The 15,922-nt window shown below is 60.3% G+C and carries 21 protein-coding genes; 7 read left to right on the top strand and 14 right to left on the bottom strand.

Annotation, left to right across the window (positions count from 1 at the left end; genetic code table 11):
• Positions 1-3: 3 nt before the first annotated feature.
• Together QMO82_RS14470 and QMO82_RS14465 are read right to left on the bottom strand one after the other, a co-directional pair.
• Positions 4-357, bottom strand: coding sequence for a hypothetical protein (locus tag QMO82_RS14470; RefSeq protein ID WP_183606897.1), 354 nt, complete (start codon positions 355-357; stop codon positions 4-6).
• Between the two features lie 62 nt (positions 358-419).
• On the bottom strand, positions 420-635 hold the full coding sequence (locus QMO82_RS14465) for a hypothetical protein (RefSeq protein WP_183606898.1): 216 nt from the start codon (positions 633-635) through the stop codon (positions 420-422).
• Positions 636-821: 186 nt separating this feature from the next.
• Here QMO82_RS14465 and QMO82_RS14460 point away from each other — a divergent pair, with 186 nt between their 5' ends.
• Entirely contained in the window at positions 822-1,211 is a 390-nt protein-coding gene (locus QMO82_RS14460) for a VOC family protein (protein ID WP_183606899.1), read from the top strand.
• A 110-nt stretch (positions 1,212-1,321) separates the two neighbouring features.
• Here the strand turns inward: QMO82_RS14460 and QMO82_RS14455 are convergent, their stop codons facing one another.
• Positions 1,322-1,882 carry a histidine phosphatase family protein gene (locus QMO82_RS14455; RefSeq protein WP_246718255.1) on the bottom strand — a complete coding sequence of 187 codons (561 nt, stop codon included), beginning with the start codon at positions 1,880-1,882 and terminating at the stop codon, positions 1,322-1,324.
• A gap of 316 nt (positions 1,883-2,198) precedes the next feature.
• On the opposite strand from QMO82_RS14455, the gene QMO82_RS14450 reads away from it, so the two are divergent.
• A complete protein-coding gene (locus QMO82_RS14450) occupies positions 2,199-2,672 on the top strand; it encodes a VOC family protein (protein ID WP_183606900.1) in 474 nt (157 codons plus the stop codon).
• A gap of 103 nt (positions 2,673-2,775) precedes the next feature.
• Here the strand turns inward: QMO82_RS14450 and QMO82_RS14445 are convergent, their stop codons facing one another.
• Entirely contained in the window at positions 2,776-3,177 is a 402-nt protein-coding gene (locus tag QMO82_RS14445) for a GFA family protein (RefSeq protein ID WP_183606901.1), read from the bottom strand.
• 428 nt (positions 3,178-3,605) lie between these two features.
• Between QMO82_RS14445 and QMO82_RS14440 the strand changes: the two genes are divergently transcribed.
• Positions 3,606-5,474, top strand: coding sequence for an ABC transporter ATP-binding protein (locus QMO82_RS14440; RefSeq protein ID WP_183606902.1), 1,869 nt, complete (start codon positions 3,606-3,608; stop codon positions 5,472-5,474).
• Between the two features lie 19 nt (positions 5,475-5,493).
• Here the strand turns inward: QMO82_RS14440 and QMO82_RS14435 are convergent, their stop codons facing one another.
• From QMO82_RS14435 to QMO82_RS14415, 5 genes are all read right to left on the bottom strand, one after another.
• Positions 5,494-5,646, bottom strand: coding sequence for a hypothetical protein (locus QMO82_RS14435; RefSeq protein ID WP_246718256.1), 153 nt, complete (start codon positions 5,644-5,646; stop codon positions 5,494-5,496).
• A gap of 5 nt (positions 5,647-5,651) precedes the next feature.
• Entirely contained in the window at positions 5,652-6,101 is a 450-nt protein-coding gene (locus tag QMO82_RS14430; protein WP_246718257.1) for a LysE family transporter, read from the bottom strand.
• 155 nt (positions 6,102-6,256) lie between these two features.
• Positions 6,257-7,033: a phosphodiester glycosidase family protein gene (locus QMO82_RS14425; RefSeq protein WP_183606903.1), complete on the bottom strand. Its 777-nt coding sequence runs from the start codon at positions 7,031-7,033 to the stop codon at positions 6,257-6,259.
• A gap of 264 nt (positions 7,034-7,297) precedes the next feature.
• On the bottom strand, positions 7,298-7,471 hold the full coding sequence (locus QMO82_RS14420; protein WP_164735915.1) for a hypothetical protein: 174 nt from the start codon (positions 7,469-7,471) through the stop codon (positions 7,298-7,300).
• Between the two features lie 245 nt (positions 7,472-7,716).
• Entirely contained in the window at positions 7,717-8,931 is a 1,215-nt protein-coding gene (locus QMO82_RS14415; RefSeq protein ID WP_183606904.1) for an argininosuccinate synthase, read from the bottom strand.
• Positions 8,932-9,056: 125 nt separating this feature from the next.
• Between QMO82_RS14415 and QMO82_RS14410 the strand changes: the two genes are divergently transcribed.
• Entirely contained in the window at positions 9,057-9,524 is a 468-nt protein-coding gene (locus QMO82_RS14410) for an Lrp/AsnC family transcriptional regulator (protein ID WP_183606905.1), read from the top strand.
• Between the two features lie 209 nt (positions 9,525-9,733).
• On the opposite strand, the gene QMO82_RS14405 is transcribed toward QMO82_RS14410, so the two are convergent.
• A complete protein-coding gene (locus QMO82_RS14405; protein ID WP_183606906.1) occupies positions 9,734-10,573 on the bottom strand; it encodes an SDR family oxidoreductase in 840 nt (279 codons plus the stop codon).
• 128 nt (positions 10,574-10,701) lie between these two features.
• Here QMO82_RS14405 and QMO82_RS14400 point away from each other — a divergent pair, with 128 nt between their 5' ends.
• Complete coding sequence (locus tag QMO82_RS14400) at positions 10,702-11,079, top strand: helix-turn-helix domain-containing protein (RefSeq protein ID WP_183606907.1); 378 nt, start codon at positions 10,702-10,704, stop codon at positions 11,077-11,079.
• Between the two features lie 27 nt (positions 11,080-11,106).
• Here QMO82_RS14400 and QMO82_RS14395 read toward each other — a convergent pair whose 3' ends face one another.
• Complete coding sequence (locus QMO82_RS14395) at positions 11,107-11,919, bottom strand: hypothetical protein (protein WP_183606908.1); 813 nt, start codon at positions 11,917-11,919, stop codon at positions 11,107-11,109.
• 247 nt (positions 11,920-12,166) lie between these two features.
• Here QMO82_RS14395 and QMO82_RS14390 point away from each other — a divergent pair, with 247 nt between their 5' ends.
• Positions 12,167-13,042 (top strand): helix-turn-helix domain-containing GNAT family N-acetyltransferase, encoded by an 876-nt coding sequence (locus QMO82_RS14390; protein ID WP_183606909.1) that lies wholly within the window; start codon positions 12,167-12,169, stop codon positions 13,040-13,042.
• 133 nt (positions 13,043-13,175) lie between these two features.
• Here the strand turns inward: QMO82_RS14390 and QMO82_RS14385 are convergent, their stop codons facing one another.
• Positions 13,176-13,379: a hypothetical protein gene (locus tag QMO82_RS14385; RefSeq protein WP_183606910.1), complete on the bottom strand. Its 204-nt coding sequence runs from the start codon at positions 13,377-13,379 to the stop codon at positions 13,176-13,178.
• A gap of 469 nt (positions 13,380-13,848) precedes the next feature.
• Positions 13,849-14,490, bottom strand: a complete 642-nt coding sequence (locus tag QMO82_RS14380; protein WP_183606911.1) for a dihydrofolate reductase family protein — start codon at positions 14,488-14,490, stop codon at positions 13,849-13,851.
• Positions 14,491-14,580: 90 nt separating this feature from the next.
• Between QMO82_RS14380 and QMO82_RS14375 the strand changes: the two genes are divergently transcribed.
• Positions 14,581-15,102, top strand: a complete 522-nt coding sequence (locus QMO82_RS14375) for a helix-turn-helix domain-containing protein (protein ID WP_183606912.1) — start codon at positions 14,581-14,583, stop codon at positions 15,100-15,102.
• A gap of 15 nt (positions 15,103-15,117) precedes the next feature.
• On the opposite strand, the gene QMO82_RS14370 is transcribed toward QMO82_RS14375, so the two are convergent.
• Positions 15,118-15,921: an ABC transporter permease gene (locus tag QMO82_RS14370; protein WP_183606913.1), complete on the bottom strand. Its 804-nt coding sequence runs from the start codon at positions 15,919-15,921 to the stop codon at positions 15,118-15,120.
• Between the last annotated feature and the right edge of the window lies 1 nt (position 15,922).

Genomic DNA, 15,922 nt, shown 5'->3' with positions numbered 1-15,922 from the left:
AACTCAGGAGGGCGAATGTGGCGCGAGGGAGGTTTGTCGCGTTAGACGCAGATAAAGCAGAATGACAGCATAAGCGACGAGTACGATCGGTGTTTCTCCCAAGATTGGAAGCAGGATCATCCCGCCGCCAGGCCCAGCCTCTTCTCCTGGCGCCATCGTCGGCGTTATCAATATGGCGAGCGTGAATGGTGAGAGGAACACCCATAGAAATGCGAATGTGTGTGGCAGCCATCTACGTCGCTGGAGCTTTCGGGCAATCAAGATGGCCGAAACGGGTATCAGGATGTTCAAAACGAAGACAAGCGGAAGCGCGATGAACTCCGGCAGGATTGTCGGGTAGTGCGGATCATATTCCATCAGGTTTTCTCAAAGACTGCTATCGATGGGATGTCGGCCGGTCCCAGCGGGTCAGCTGAGGCTTACCAGTTGCCGGGGTCGGCGGTGTGATCGATGGTGGCGAATTCGTCGGCCTCTTCCCGGTCCAGCTTCACCTCCGTGGTAGCCTTCGTCTCGTCGGTGACGGAGTAGCGGTCAGGGATCGGCCCCGTTGATAATTCCTGGTACATGAGCAACGCGGCTTCCTCGGCGGTGTCGGCCTCGATTTCCCGGGTGATGGTGACGGTGAACTTGTGCATGGCTTCGGGCCTTCTCGAGCGTCGCGCAGGCGTCTGTGCAGTTTGCCACGAGTTTTGTGTCAAGGACACAAAAAGCGCGTCGTTTAGAATTTGATTCATGCGACGGTCGCAGGTCTTTGTTTTTATACAAGCTGTCGTAGCGGACCGCTGCACCCTTTGGGTGAACTCAGCCGAGAAGGAGAGATCATGCGCCTGAACCAAGTGACCGTTACCATGCCTGACCTCGATGCAGGCTGGAACTTCTACTGCGCCCTCGGTCTCAAGCCTGTCGTTGACTCCCGTCCGCGGTATGCGCGCTTCGTCTGCCCGGATGGGGACAGCACCTTTTCCCTGCATCAGGGCGAAAGTGGCGGTGGTGGAACCACAGTCTATTTCGAGTGCGAGAGCCTGGACGAAACGGTCCGCAGTCTCGGCGAGGCCGGCCTTCCCTTCGTAAGCGGCCCCGAGGATAAGAGTTGGCTCTGGCGCGAGGCAGAGCTCCTCGATCCCGGCGGCAACCGCATCATCCTTTATTTTGCGGGATCGAACCGCGTCGATACGCCGTGGCGGGTGGATCAAGGCCGCAGGTCCGACTAGGGATCTCGGCGCCCGCCTCGACGCCGATGTAGCCGCATGTGTCGATCTCCGACATCAAGCCGCGCCATAATCGGCAATGACCTTAGCAGGCCGCTGCGGTCACCCGGTGATTATGGACTCAGGAGGGATATCGCATCGGCCGAAGCGCTTACCAAACAGAATTCACGATCGCAAAGGTGATAGAATCCGTCTTGAGGAACGGGCAGTTCCAACATTTCCCGTTTTGAAAGGCCGGCATATACGCCGCGTACCAATCTGCCGAACAGCCCGTGAGAAATCGCAACGGTTGGTTCATGTATGCCTGAGATCCAGTCTTCTGCTCGCGCACAGGCGTCGTCGAAGCTCTCTCCGTCGGGAGATTTGAAATACCAATCAAATGCGTCGGACCCGTCCAGCATTCCCGGAAACTCGTTGTCGATCTCGAACTTGGTCATGCCGTCCCAAGAACCGATGGTCACCTCCATGAGCCGCGGTTCCGGACGAGCCGCCAGCGGCAATACCCGGCCGATGCGGGCCGCAGTCTCCTGCGTTCTGCCAAGAGGGCTGACGTGGAGCTGGAACGATTGTTCGCTGCCTGCAATTTCCTTCCTCAGAAGTCTCGCCATTTGTTCGGCCTGTTCGATACCGCGCTCTGTCAGCGGTGAATCTTTTTGGCCCTGGAACCGACCCAAGGTGTTTCAAATGGTCTCGCCATGGCGAAGCAGGTAAATCATGGTGTTGTCCTAAATGAATTTGATGAAACAATTGGCTGAGCTGCCCGCCCGAGGCGCGGTTTCTGCAGCCAAGTGATGCGACAGGTCAGCGATGAGCGCAACTGATGCGATCCCGATGAACCGGGTCTTCTGCTGTCGGTCAAAGAAGGTATTTTAACCATTTGGCAGCGCTCGGCAGTGGCCCGCATGAAATCGCTCGGACCGGGCTGGAGAAAGCCGGTTTGCCTCTTATTTCAGAACGGAAATGCCAAACGAAATGCGAGAGGATCACGCAATGGCAAAGAACACGATCTGCGTATGGTACGACAAGGACGCCGAGGCTGCAGCCCGCTTTTATGCCGCGACGTTTCCCGACAGCGCCGTCGGCGCCGTCATTCGTGCGCCGGGGGATTATCCCGATGGGAAGCAGGGAGACGTCCTGGTCGTGGAATTCACCGTTGCGGGTATTCCCTGCATCGGCCTGAACGGCGGTCCCGTGTTCAAACACAACGAAGCCTTCTCCTTTCAGATCGCAACCGACGATCAGGAAGAAACCGATCGTTACTGGAACGCCATCGTCGGCAATGGCGGCCAGGAAAGCGAGTGCGGCTGGTGCAAGGACAAGTGGGGTGTGTCCTGGCAGATTACGCCGCGCATCCTCTCCGAGGCGCTTGCCGCGGGTGGCGGTCAGGCAAAGCGTGCTTTCGATGCGATGATGACCATGAGGAAGATTGACGTCGCGGCGATCGAGGCCGCCCGGCGGGGCTGAGGTAGCCTCGCGCGGAACGTTTTTTGTCAGAGCGCCGTAGCCGGTGCGCTCCGGCCAGGTGGCGATCTTCGCAATCGGCCGGAGGTCTGCACGCGGCAGGCTGTCAGAACCAGAGGTCGCGCACGCAGCGTCCTTTGGACGGAAGGTCTTCAAACGTTTCCAGACCGTCGAAATGATCGATAGCCAGATCCTGAACGAGATCCGGCGGCGCAAGCCGCATGTTGACGGCCATGCGCCGGCGGCCATCCTTTCGAAGCCGCAGGCCGCGCCAGCTCAAGACACAGGCGCAGGATGGGCAGAACAATATTTCGAGAGACGGCTCGTCCCTGTCGGCGCGGGTGTAGGAGGCGGTCTCACCGGCGAGAGCGATACGCTCTCCTTCGTAATCATAGGCCCACAGCGTGCCGTAACGCCGGCAGAGCGTGCAGTTGCAGGCGGTGATTGAGCCCGGATCACCCTTAAGTGTCCAACTCGCCTTGCCGCAATGACATGAGCCCGTCAGCATGATGGTCCGTCCGATCCTGCTTCCTGTTCCATGACGGCATCCTGCCTCAACGGCGCGATGATCGCAATTGGGCGATCCGGGTGCGAAGGTCGGCGGTTCCCGTGCCCGTCTCTGGTGGGGCTGTTCGACTTTTGCTGCGAGCACGGGTTTATCGATCGCGTTTATCCATGGATGCCCGCAGGAGGCTTGCGAGCCAGGCCACCCCTTCGTCCCGCATTGCTGCCTTCGGCGCAGTGGCGTTCATCGGATTGAAACGATCGGCTGAATGGGTGGCTTGCTTCCTCGCGCTCGCGGACCGAACTTTTGCGACAAACGTTTGTTTGGGAGATTTTCTGAAATTTCTAATTGAGATAACGGGCGGAAGATGATTTTCTGCGACCCAGCGTAGCTGACTCCACGCCTCCTCCCGATTTTGATCCGAGCGGCCCATGTCGATTTCAGATGCGATCTATCGTCCCTTCGAAACCTTGATCCGGCCGCTCGATATCCCCTACCGGCCGCTGCCGTCGAAGGGGCCAGTCATGGTGCTCCTGCATTTCATCTCGATGTTTCGGGGTGTGCTGATTGCGCTGGCATTTTGCTCCATGGTGTTCGAGGTGATCAACCTGACGATCGTCTGGGGACTTTCGGTCATCGTCGATGGTGTGACGCAACAGGGCGCTTCCACCTTCCTGCGCGATGAATGGCTGCTGCTGACCATTCTCGGCTTTCTGATCTTTCCGGTCATGCCGATCGTGTCCTTCATGCTCAATACGCTGAACTCGCACACGCTCGGCATCGGCATGCCGGCCGCCATTCAGTGGCAGGGCCACAAGGCTGTCGAGCGGCAGGACCTTGCCTTCTTCCATGATCTCTATGCCGGCCAGGTTTCCTCACGGCTGCAGCAGGTCTCTTCCGCCGTCCAGCAGCAGATCCTCGCGGCCTTCCAGTCCATCCCGCGCTTCCTGACGCAGTTGGTCGGCTCCGTGATCCTGCTGAGCGCGCTGGCGTGGCAGCTTGCCCTGCCTGTTGTCATCTGGATCGTGCTCAATGTCATATTCACCGCCAGGATCGTGCCGATCTTCGTCGAGCGCTCGCGCCGCACCGCGAAGCAGCGCAGCCTGGTGGCCGGCGCCATCACCGATCTCTATACCAACATGCAGATGATCAAGCAGTTTGCGGCTGAAGATAGCGAGGCAGGCGCGATCCGCCGCATCATAGGAAAGGCTGTGCAGACGCAGCACAGCGAACAGCGCATCTATCGTTCGTCGGAATTGACGGTCGTGGTTCTCAACACGCTGCTGTGGCTGACCATGCTGGCGATCGGATTTTCCGGCCTCGTCAAAGGCTTTCTCACGGTCGGCGAATTCGTCGGCGCCGTCTACATTCTCAACCGGCTGTCGTCGCAGATCTTCGTTTTCCTGCAGATGGGCCAACAGATCTTCCAGGCGATCGGCACGATCAAGGACGCCATGCCTGTTATGACGACACCGCCCACCATCACCGACCGGACGGATGCGAAGGACCTCGTGGTCGAGCGTGGTGAAATCCGTTTCGAAGATGTCGGCTTCGCCTACAAGTCCGGCAAACCTGTCATCGATGAGTTGTCGCTGACGATCCGGCCCGGCGAAAAGGTGGGTCTGGTCGGTCTCTCCGGGGCTGGCAAGACGACGCTCGCAAACCTGCTGTTGCGCTTTTACGACATCGGCAACGGCGCGATCCTGATCGACGGGCAGGACATCCGCGCGGTCACGCAGACAAGCCTTCGCCGCGCCATCGGCGTCATCGCGCAGGATGTCGCGCTGCTGCACCGTTCTGTCGGCGACAATATCCGCTACGGCCGGCCGGAGGCGGCGACGGACGAGATCGAAGCGGTGGCGAAGTTGGCCAGCGCCGATGCCTTCATTGCCGATCTTGCCGATGGCGAGGGCCGCAGGGGTTATGATGCTTTTGTCGGCGACCGCGGCATCAAACTTTCCGGCGGCCAGCGGCAGCGGGTCGCCATCGCCCGGGTTCTCCTGAAGGACGCGCCGATCCTGGTGCTCGACGAGGCGACTTCGGCTCTCGACAGCGAATCCGAAGCCGCCATCCAGGAAAGGCTGAACCTCGTCATGGAGGGAAAGACGGTGATCGCCATTGCGCACCGCCTGTCGACCATTGCCAGGATGGACCGGATCATCGTGCTCGATCGCGGGCGGATCGTGGAGGAGGGCAGGCCGGACGAACTGGTCGAACAGGACGGCCTGTTTGCCCGCCTGTGGAAACGCCAGACCAGCGGCTTCATTCCAGAGGAGATCGACGAAGCTTTGCCGGGATAAGCCGTACGCCGGGGTGACGTCAGCGAGCCCAGAGCAGGCGACCGCCGATGAGGATGAGGGCGGCGCCCATCACGCGCTCGATGCCGGCCTTGAACCGCAGGAAGCCGGCGGATACGCGGGGGTTGGAGAAGAAAAAGGCCAGGCCGCAATACCAGACAGCCGAAAGCAGCAAGCAGGTCAGGGCGATGACGCAATAGAGCCAGACAGGCGCATGATGACAAGCGCAAAGATACTGCCGAAGAAAGCCACCGATTTCGGATTGGTCATGCCGACGACGTAAGCGCGGCGCATGGCGGAGCGCCATGTGGCCTCAGTCGGCCCCGTCGCTTTTAGGGGCTTGGTCGCGCCGCGGATCATCTTCAGACCCAGCCAGATCAGATACAGCGCGCCGACCACCTGCAACGTTATATGCAGCCATTCGAAATGCGTCAGGAGAAAGCCGAGCCCCGCCATCGCCAAGACTGCCCAGGTCAGGGATGCGATCGCAAGTCCGAGACCCGCAAAGAGCCCGGCCGCGCGCGACACCGTCATGCTGGTGTTGGTGACGATGATGAAATTCGGTCCGGGGCTGACAAGGGAGGCGACGTAGACGCTGACGAGCAATGCGAGTGAATCGATATATTCCATCCGGCTTTCTCAAAGTTGCTGGCCGTGAGCCTATGCGCGGCTGGCGGTTTTTGAAAGGGCTCGTCATCCAAGGCTGGATGCATCAGGCTTTGGCTTGGCAGTGAAAGGTCGACTGACAGGATCGTGGGCCTGCTAGAAGCCGGCTTTTCCTTGCGCTATTCGACAAGCCCCAAGATGGGGCCGTAGCCGCCGTGCCAGGACCAGTCGTTGTGGCCCAATGCCGGATAGTAAAGCCCAACACCGCGTCCACCATCGAGAAACAACGCGTCGGGGCATTTCAGATGGTCGCGAAAGAGCCGTGCGAAATCGTGGAAATTGACCCCGTCTTCGCTGATTGCGAAGCGAATTATACCGCCCGTACAGACGCCGACACCGCTTCGGCGGGTTCGGTCCGTCGAGCCGACGATGAAGATCGGGTTCAGCTTGTTGGCGATAACAAGCATCGGGCCGGACTGTGTGGCGAACCGCACCTTGGGCCGACTCTTTAGAAATTCAGCTGTCGGGAGTATGCCGGCGCCTGCTTCACCCAGAAAGAACACGCCGTTCGGTTTCTTGTAGAAATTCGGCACCTGACCGGCGCTGCTTTCGGCCTTCGTCGTATTGGCGGGCTGCAATTCCCTGGCGTTCTCGACATAAAGTCCCATCGGCGAAAAATCGGCTCGATACATCCCGGCATTGACGGCGAAAGCCAGGGTTTTCCCCTCGGCGCGCACGGCTTCGGCAAGGCTTGAAAACGCGCGGTAGGGCGCGCCGTTGGCGTTCTTCCAGAACAATCGCAGGTCGGCTTTGCCCGGTTCCAGCGTGCAGACGACGTATTTTGCTTCTTCAAAGGTTTGCTGCTCGCATGGTTGCGCATCTGCCTGATGCAGCGATGTCAGCGTTGCTGCCAGTATGATGGCCGCGGCGAGTAAGCCGTGTTTGAGACAGGTCATTGGGGCTACATCCGCTCCTCTATATCGCCAATGAAGCGTCTGTTTGTCGGATTGCAATAGTTGATGGGGCGGCTGTCGTCTACGACGGCTGAGGTCAGCTCGATTGCCACTCTCCGATGTCTCGGGGAATGTTCAATTTGCCCTGCCATGGGGATCGGCGCCGCAGGCGTCCGACATGCAGGAAGCAGCGTTGCGCGCGTCCTTCGAGGCGATCCTACGAATCGCCCCTCAAGGATGAGGGAACTGGAGAATGCCACCCGATCCCTACCAGGCGGTACGGGCGGTGCCGAGCGCGGTGGTATGGGAGGATGAGACGTGGGCGACGTTGGCTTTGAGCGACACGACGCAGTTTCCCGGAACGCTTAGCTTGTGCAACGTCAAGTGTTTCAGCAATGTCTCCGGGTCGCGCTTTTCGGTCAGCGGAAATGTCACAGTCATGCGATTCTCCAACGAATAAACTGAGCATCCGCAAAAATTAATGTCTAAATTCTTTCGCGGTGCAACAAGAAAATTTTAACGATAAAATTAAAATCGATTAATTCTCGGGTCGCTGATTTTAAATCGTTTGAAGTTTGGTGCGGTGCTTCTCCGCGGATGTCTTGACTGCTCCGCCCTCCGAGAGAGGGAGGTGCCGATGTGGGCATTGACCTATCGGCCCATCTGGCTGACGTGAGATCGAGTGGTCATCGTCCGTTGCGGGCCGCCCAGCTCCTGAGCCGCAAGCCATTGAGCCTGATAAAGCCTTCGGCATCATGATGATCATAGGCGACGGCGCTTTCCTCGAAGGTGACGAGATCGGCGGAATAGAGTGAGCAGGGCGAGGTGCGGGAAATGACCGAGGCGCTTCCCTTATAGAGCCTGACCGTCACTTCGCCGCTGACGAAGGCCTGGCTTCGGTCGATCAACGCCTGCAACATGTCCCGCTCGGGCGCGAACCAGAAGCCGTTGTAGATCAGCTCGGCGTAGCGGGGCATGATCTCATCCTTCAGATGTCCGGCGGCACGATCGAGCGTGATCGATTCAATGCCGCGATGCGCCGCAAGCAGGATCGTGCCTCCCGGCGTCTCGTAGACGCCCCTCGACTTCATGCCGATGAAGCGGTTTTCGACGAGATCGAGCCGTCCGACGCCATGCCGGCCGCCGAGGCCATTGAGTTCGGTGAGCAATGTTGCCGGCGTCATCGCCTGGCCGTTCAGGGAAACCGGGTTGCCGCTTTCGAAGCCGATGGTGACGCTCTCGGGGACATCGGGAGCGTCGAGGGGATCGACCGTGCGCTGATAGATATAATCGGGCGCCACTTCCGCCGGATCTTCGAGGATCTTGCCTTCGGTCGAGGTGTGCAGCAGGTTGGCGTCGGTCGAGAACGGCGCCTCGCCGCGTTTGTCGCTCGGCACCGGGATCTGATGCTTCTCGGCATATTCGAGAAGCTGCGTGCGGGAGCGGATGTTCCATTGGCGCCAGGGAGCAATGACCTGAAGCGACGGATCGAGCGCATTGACGGCCAGCTCGAACCGGACCTGGTCATTGCCCTTGCCTGTGGCACCGTGGGCAACGGCATCCGCGCCAACCTGCCGGGCTATGGCGACCAGATGCTTGGCAATCAGCGGCCGTGCGATGGAACTGCCGAGGAGATATTGTCCCTCATAGAGCGTGTTGGCCCGCAGCATCGGAAAGACGAAATCGCGGACGAATTCCTCCCGTAGATCGACAATGCGGATGTCCTTGACCCCGGACACTCCCGCCTTTGCCCGCGCCGGCTCGAGCTCCTCGCCCTGGCCGAGATCGGCGGTGAAGGTCACGACCTCGCATCCGTAAGTCTCCTGCAACCATTTGAGGATGATCGAGGTATCCAGCCCGCCCGAATAAGCGAGCACGATTTTCTTTATGTTTTTTGCCACCAGCCCATCTCCGATTTAACGAGAAGAACGATAGGCCAGTTCATACGCAATGAGCTTGCAAAGCTTCTTCAAAAATGTAAATTTTTGGCATATTATGCCATTTTGTGAAAATTTGGAGCCATGAAATGCCAGACATGTTGGACGCGATCGATCGCCATATTCTGCGCGTGCTTCAGCGCGACGGGCGTATTTCGAATGTCGAACTGGCAAAGGAAGTGGGGCTCTCGCCTTCGCCCTGCCTGCGCCGCGTGCGCCTCTTGGAAGAGGCCGGGATCATCGATCGCTACGTCGCCGTGCTGGACCCGGCAAAGGTTGGGGCGGGGCTGACGGTTTTCGCACGCGTGTGGTTCAAGACCCAGGACGCTGAGGTGACGCTCCGCTTCGGAGAAGCCGTCAGGCGGTTTCCCGAGGTGATGGAATGTTACCTGACGACGGGGGAATGCGATGCCGTGCTTCGGATCGTCACCACCGATCTGCGCAGCTACTGGCGTTTCCAGGCCGATCACCTGACGCGCATCCCGAGCGTCCTCAGCGTCAAGACCGACGTGCCGATGGAAACACTGAAGCGGAGCTACCAACTGCCGTTGCGGTAGGCGTCGTTCTTTAGCCTATGGGCGCCTTGGAGGCCCCTTGGAGGCGCCTCAGGATGAGGCTGGAGAGAGATGGCAGTTCAGCTTAACGGCAAGGGGCATGCGCTCCCTGGGGATATCGCCTGGAGCGGCAGCAGCGGCGATTGCCGGACTTCATTATCGTTGCAGCAGCGCAGACGGCAGACACCGCCGTCTGCGCTTCGTTCTCGCGGTTACGCCTTCAGCGCCGCGGCATAATCAGCTGCGTAAGTCTTCAGCGAGCGCGGTGCCTTGCCGGTCAGCTTCTCGACATCGCCGGTAACGACGGCCGTCCAGCCCTGGCGGACCGGATAGAAGATCGAAGCGAGGAAGCTCGCATAGTCGGCCGGCACGCCGGCGCCGGTGAGAATGCCGATGAAGGCTTCGTCCGTGATGGCGTTGTAAGCGATCGGCTTGCCGGTGACCTCGGAAAGGATTGCTGCGGCTTGCGTATAGGAGAGGGCTTCCGGTCCGGTCAGGTTGAACGCCTTGCCGTCGAACGCCGCGGAGGTGAGGGCGGCGACGCCGCTTGCCGCGATGTCGCGGGCGTCGATGAAGCTCGACTTGCCCTCGGCCGCCGGGAGCGCGATCTGGCCATGGTCGATGCCTGGTTTCCAGAAGGTGTGGAAATTGTCGGCGAACCAGTTCGGGCGCAGGATGACGTAAGGTGTTCCTGATTTCTCCAGCGCGATCTCGACCTGGCGATAGGGAATGGAGTCATCGGCGTCGACGCCGAAAACGCTCTGGAACACGACCTTGACCTTGCGGCTGGCGGCCGCTTCGATGACGGGCAGCAGCAGGCCCTTGGCATCGACATAGCCGGAAGGCAGCAGCACATAGGCGCGGTCGACGCCCTCGAAGGCTGGGCCATGGGTTTCTGGTTTGCCATGGTCGAAGACAACGCCTTCGGCGCCGGTCACGGGTTTGCCCGTGCGGGAGGCGGCCTTGACGGTCTCGCCCTTGGCCAGAAGCCCATCCACCACATGCCTGCCGACTGTGCCCGTCGCGCCGACAACGAGAATCTTGTTGCTCATGTCACTCTCCTTGGTATCTATTGGAAACTATCTTACTGTGGGATAGATACAGGTAAATTCGGATTGGAAAAGAGAGCACTTTTTTGTCACCTGGTTTCCTCCTGGAAACCGGGCGGGAAGGAAAAGAGATGACGGCGATACAACAGGCTTACGATGTTTATGAGGATCGCTGCCCGACGCGGCTGGTGCTGGACCGGCTGGCGGATAAATGGGCACTGCTCATTCTCGACCGGCTGGAAGGCGGGCCGGTGCGTTTCAATCACATCCGCCGCGACATCAAGGGCATATCGCAGAAGGTTCTTTCGCAGACGCTGCGGAAGCTGGAGCGCGATGGGTTGATCTCGCGCACGATCTTCCCGACCGTGCCGGTGACCGTCGAATATGCGCTGATGCCGCTGGGGAGCACCCTGACGGACACCGTTTCCGCCCTTGCCCACTGGGCGGAGAAGAATATGGATGCCATCGTTGCGGCACAACGCGCTTATGACCAAACCCATGCGGCTTGACGGTTTGGTGCAACGCGGGTTTTAAGATCACTCGACCTGGATATGAAGATGGTCGTCGTGGCGGGCAGCGCGGCAGCCTTGGAAGCGGACATGACTGTCGGTAATCCCCAGCGCATTCTTCAGATGCGGCTCGATGAAGATCTTCTGCAGGCTGAAGCGCGCGACGCCTTCGCTGGTCAGCCAGCGAACCGCGGCTGACATCCGCTGCTCTTCGAGCCGATAGGTGGGAAACAACGGCTGCAGCGCGTCGAAATCCCAGCGGGTGGTGAGCCAGTCATGGCGGCCTTCGCATGGCAATTCATCGCCCGGCGCGGGCTCTTCGAAGGCGAAATAGCCGATCGGGGAGCGGGTGACGCCATTCAGGAAGGCGCCGTCCGCATCCTTGTAATAATAGGCGAAGTCGAGCTTCTTGCCATCGGCATGCGACAGATGCGGCAGCAGCGGAAAGCCGTTCAGGAAGGGGAAATTTGCATCCAGCGCAATGGTGACGGTTCCGGGAAATTCCTCGTCCATGTGGGCGGCCAGCGCCTTTGCCAGGTCGCGTACCCCTGCGGTGACGTAGTTGCGGTTCAGCAGGCAATAGATCGGAGAGCGGACCACGAGCCTGTCTGTGCTGCTTGACACGCAGGAGAGGGGAACCCGCCCGAACATCGGAGCGGCGAGGCCGGCTGCGAACGACGCCCCGACATAACAAAGCATGAAGATGGCGAGCTTCGCCGGAAAGCGCCGGATGCCGCAGGCGCGCGCCGCGGCCAGCGCGATGAGATAGGCGAGGCCGCCGATCTGGGTGAGCAGCGTCAGGATGACGACAATCAGGGCGTGGAGGATAAAGCGGAGCACCGGGCAGCCTTGCGCTAGGGAAGTCGCATTGCCATAGGTGAGGGAGTGGAGATGCGCAAGGTGGTCGGCGCCCCGCCTCGCCCTTCGCCAATGCGGCATCCTCCAAAAAGCACACGCCGCAGCGCCGCTCCTTGCAGGCATCAACAGCCGGCACACCGCCTCACCCATCGAAGAGTTCGGCTCGTTGCAAGTCCGCCTTTGGTGCTGTGAATTGACAGTGGAATTTATCTGACTTAAGTCAGGCAATATGGTTTACGACCCCGTCTCTCGCGTCCGTCGCTTCAACCGTGCCGTCACCTCCGAAGTCGGCGCTCTCGATACGTCTTTCCTCGGACGCGGGCGTCCGCTGGGCGCAGCTCGCGTGCTCAACTCGATCGGCCGGGGACAAGCGGATGTTGCGGTGATCCGCGATTATCTCGGCCTCGACTCGGGCTTGATGAGCCGTCTGCTGCGCGGCCTGGAAGAAGAGGGGCTCATCGAGACGGTGCCGAACCCTCAGGACGCGCGTCGCCGCGTCGCAAGATTGACCGAAACCGGCCGGTCCGAGTTTCAGGCCTATGAAGCACTTTCCAATGCGCAGGCGACATCATTTCTGGCGCGGCATCGCCACCCGGAAGAACTTCTGCGCGCCATGGATATCGTTGCTTCCTCGCTGAGACGCGACCGGATCGTGCTTGAGGAGAAAGACCCTCGCCACCCGGATGCCAGCTATTGCCTGAGCGAATATTACGGCGAACTTGCGCGCCGTTTCGAGAAAGGTTTCGAGGTATCGCTTTCGCGCGATCCCGATGCCGGGGATATGGTGCGTCCGCGTGGGGCTTTCCTAGTGGCGATGTTAGATGAGCTGCCGATCGGCTGCGTCGGGTTGAAGGGCAGTGGCGGCGAGGTCGCGGAAATCAAAAGGCTGTGGGTTGCCCCGTCCGCGCGCGGCCTTGGGCTCGCAAAACGCCTGATGACATCAGCCGAGAACATTGCCCGCGCGCTGGGTATCAAGCGCCTGCGTCTGGATACGAACAGCGCGCTGCCGGAGGCGCAGAAGCTCTATCGCGGAACCGGCTGGAATGAGATCGACCGTTTCAACGACGATCCGTACCCGGACACGTTCTTCGAGAAGCGCCTTTAGCCAAACAAATTCGATCAGGCTGAGTGCCCGCCTCGTCCTCGATGCCCCTGCGAGGCAGCTCAGGATCAGGCTCTCTTACATGCCGGCGTGCGCAGCGTTGCTCCTTACATCTCTCTGGGACGGTTCAATGGCCCTACTGGTGGCTCAACTGCTTCGATAGCTCGACAAAAAGCTTGTCGTGGTCGGTGTTCATCTGGACGAGATCGACGGCAATGGTGACGGCGCGGCGTCCTTCGATGCTGTCGATGTCGAGCTTCCTCTCGCAGCACCATTGCCGAACGGCATCGGTGACGATTGTTATTTCATCATCGTTGAGTGAAATGAGTGATAAAAGCATCGTCGTGCCCTCCATGAAGCGGCAAGAGCACCTATGGTCTCTCAAGCGGTCGTGCCGATGCCGATGGGCCGATGGCGTTCACTTTACGCCCATTTCCCAACAACACCACAGCTATTTTGACACGGTTTGGCGCCGGCCTAGTGTCCCCGGGGGCGGCCCGGCGCCATCGAACGGAGGGCCATCAGACCGGCACCTGCCAGGACTGCTTGATCGTCTAAATCGGGATGGCGACGATCACCTATCTCACGCGCATTATCTCTTCCTGCGCAACCGCACGCTCGGCCCGCGCCTGCGCGTCATCGCGCCCGACTTCGTGATCGGCCGGCCGGCGGATCCGATTGCTCTTGTGCTGACGATGCTGGCGGCAGCCTGACTGCCGGTGCTTCCGACCGTCATCATTGCCGTTGCCGCCACTGGCACCCTGCGGCATGCACTGGCGTGAAGCATACCGATCCCGATCGGCGGCTGGTTATTTCGCCAGTACGATATGCGTGGCGTGTTCGGTTGCGACATGTTCGACGACGCGGAAGCCGAGGGCGGGCAAGTCGATGCCTGTGAACATTGCTTCGCCCTTGCCGAGCACGACGGGCGAGATCGCAAAATGCAATTCGTCGATCAGACCGGCCTGCAGATATTGGCGGACGGTGCTGACGCCGCCGCCGATCTTGACGTCCCTGTCGCCTGCGGCCGCTTTCGCCTTGTCGAGGGCCTCATGGATGCCACCGGTGACGAAGTGGAACGTCGTGCCGCCCTCCATCACGATCGGTTCGCGCGGGTAATGCGTCAGGATAAAGGTCGGTGCGTGGTAGGGCGGGTTCGGCCCCCACCAGCCCTTCCAGGCCTCGTCGGGCCAATCGCCGCGAATGGGGCCGAACATGTTCCGTCCGAGGATGAAGGCGCCGAAATTGGCCATGCCGCGGGCGGCGTAATCGTCGTCGACACCTGAAGAGCCGTCGTCCTTTCCGATCATCGCCCGGAAGGTGCGGGTGGGGAAGAACCATTGGAACATTTCCGGCCCCCGCTGTCCGAGCGGATCGTTCAAGCTCTGCTCCGGCCCGGCGCCGAAGCCATCCACGGAAAGGGAAAACGCTGCAACACGCACTTTGGACATGCTTTCCTCCATCTGGTTTCGTTTTGAAACTGGTTGCGTTGTCGCATAAGTGATCCTATATTGCAACTGGTTTTTATAGGAGAGAGTTTCGTGGATATCGAACTGCGGTCGGGCTGCCCGATCAACCTGACGATGGAAGTGCTGGGCGACCGGTGGAGCCTCATCATCATCAGGGACATCATGTTCGGCAACCGCCGCCATTTCCGCGAGCTTCTGACCCATTCGGAGGAGGGAATTGCCTCCAACATTCTCGCCGCCAGATTGAAGCGTCTGCTCTCGCTCGGGTTCATCAGCAAGCGGGACGATCCGAGCCACAGCCAGAAAGCAATCTACAGCCTGACGGAGCCGGCGATCCAGCTCGTGCCCATCTTCGCCATGATCGGCGCCTGGGGGCGGCGCCATCTGCCGGTGAGCGAGGAGCTCAGCATCCGCGCTGAGCTTCTCGAGGAAGGCGGGCCGCCGCTCTGGGACGAGTTCATGGAGGATCTCCGGCAGATCCATATCGTCGATCCGATCGGCGGCGCCAATGGCACATGCACCTCACCGGTGCTGGCGAAGCTGACGGCGGCATTCCTCGAGGTCCGCGCGAGATTGTCGTTGCAGGCGCCGTGACGCCGGCTGGCCCGATCAGCCGCCGGCGCCCTGATATTTGCCGGTGGCGTATCGCCAGTGAGCGATTGCCAGCAACACCCAGATCGGCCCGGCGACAAGAGACACCGGCCCGGCCCAGCTCCCGAGGATCGGGATAGGCTTGCCGAGCAGGGCGCCGACGGGAACGGAACTGGTCAGCGCCAGCGGGACTGCGGTTATGAGGATGAGCTGTATGCCGCCAGGGAAAATATTGAGCGGGTAGCGGTTCAATTCCCAAAAGCCGAAGAAGATCGAGAACAAGTGGTTGGACCGCACCCAGATCAGCGCGGTGGCGCCGATCATGGTGATGAGCGCACCCGTCAGCAGTGTCGCGCTGATAAGTGCTGCAATGAAGAATGACGTGGACCAGACCGACCAAACGAAGTCGACGGACAGAACCGCCCACATCATCAGCGCCACGGCGAGGATGATGTGGCCGGCATAGCCGATATTGAGGCCGGAAAAGACCAGATAGGCCCAAGGGCTGAAAGGCTTGACCAGCAACGTGTCGTAAGTCCCGAGCCGCACCAGTTCTTCAAGCTCGCGCAATTGCACGAAGCTCATCGCAGCGCCGAGCGAATAAGCCAGCAGCTGGAAGCTGAACAGCAGCGCAAGCTCCGGCCAGGTCCAGCCGCCGAGCGAGTCGAAGCGGGCAAGCAGGATGCCGATGGTGGCGAAGACGCTGCCATAGGAGAGGATCTGCGCAAAACGGTCGAGCCAGAAAGCGCCGCGATATTCCATCTTGGAGCGGACGTGCATCCGCACCAGCAGCGGCAGGACACGCAGGTGATGCATGAGCATG

Source organism: Rhizobium sp. BT04 (assembly GCF_030053135.1).
GTDB classification, from domain to species: Bacteria; Pseudomonadota; Alphaproteobacteria; order Rhizobiales; family Rhizobiaceae; genus Rhizobium; species Rhizobium binxianense.
Note: the sequence above shows the minus strand (reverse complement) of the source record. Positions and strands in the feature narration are given on the sequence as shown.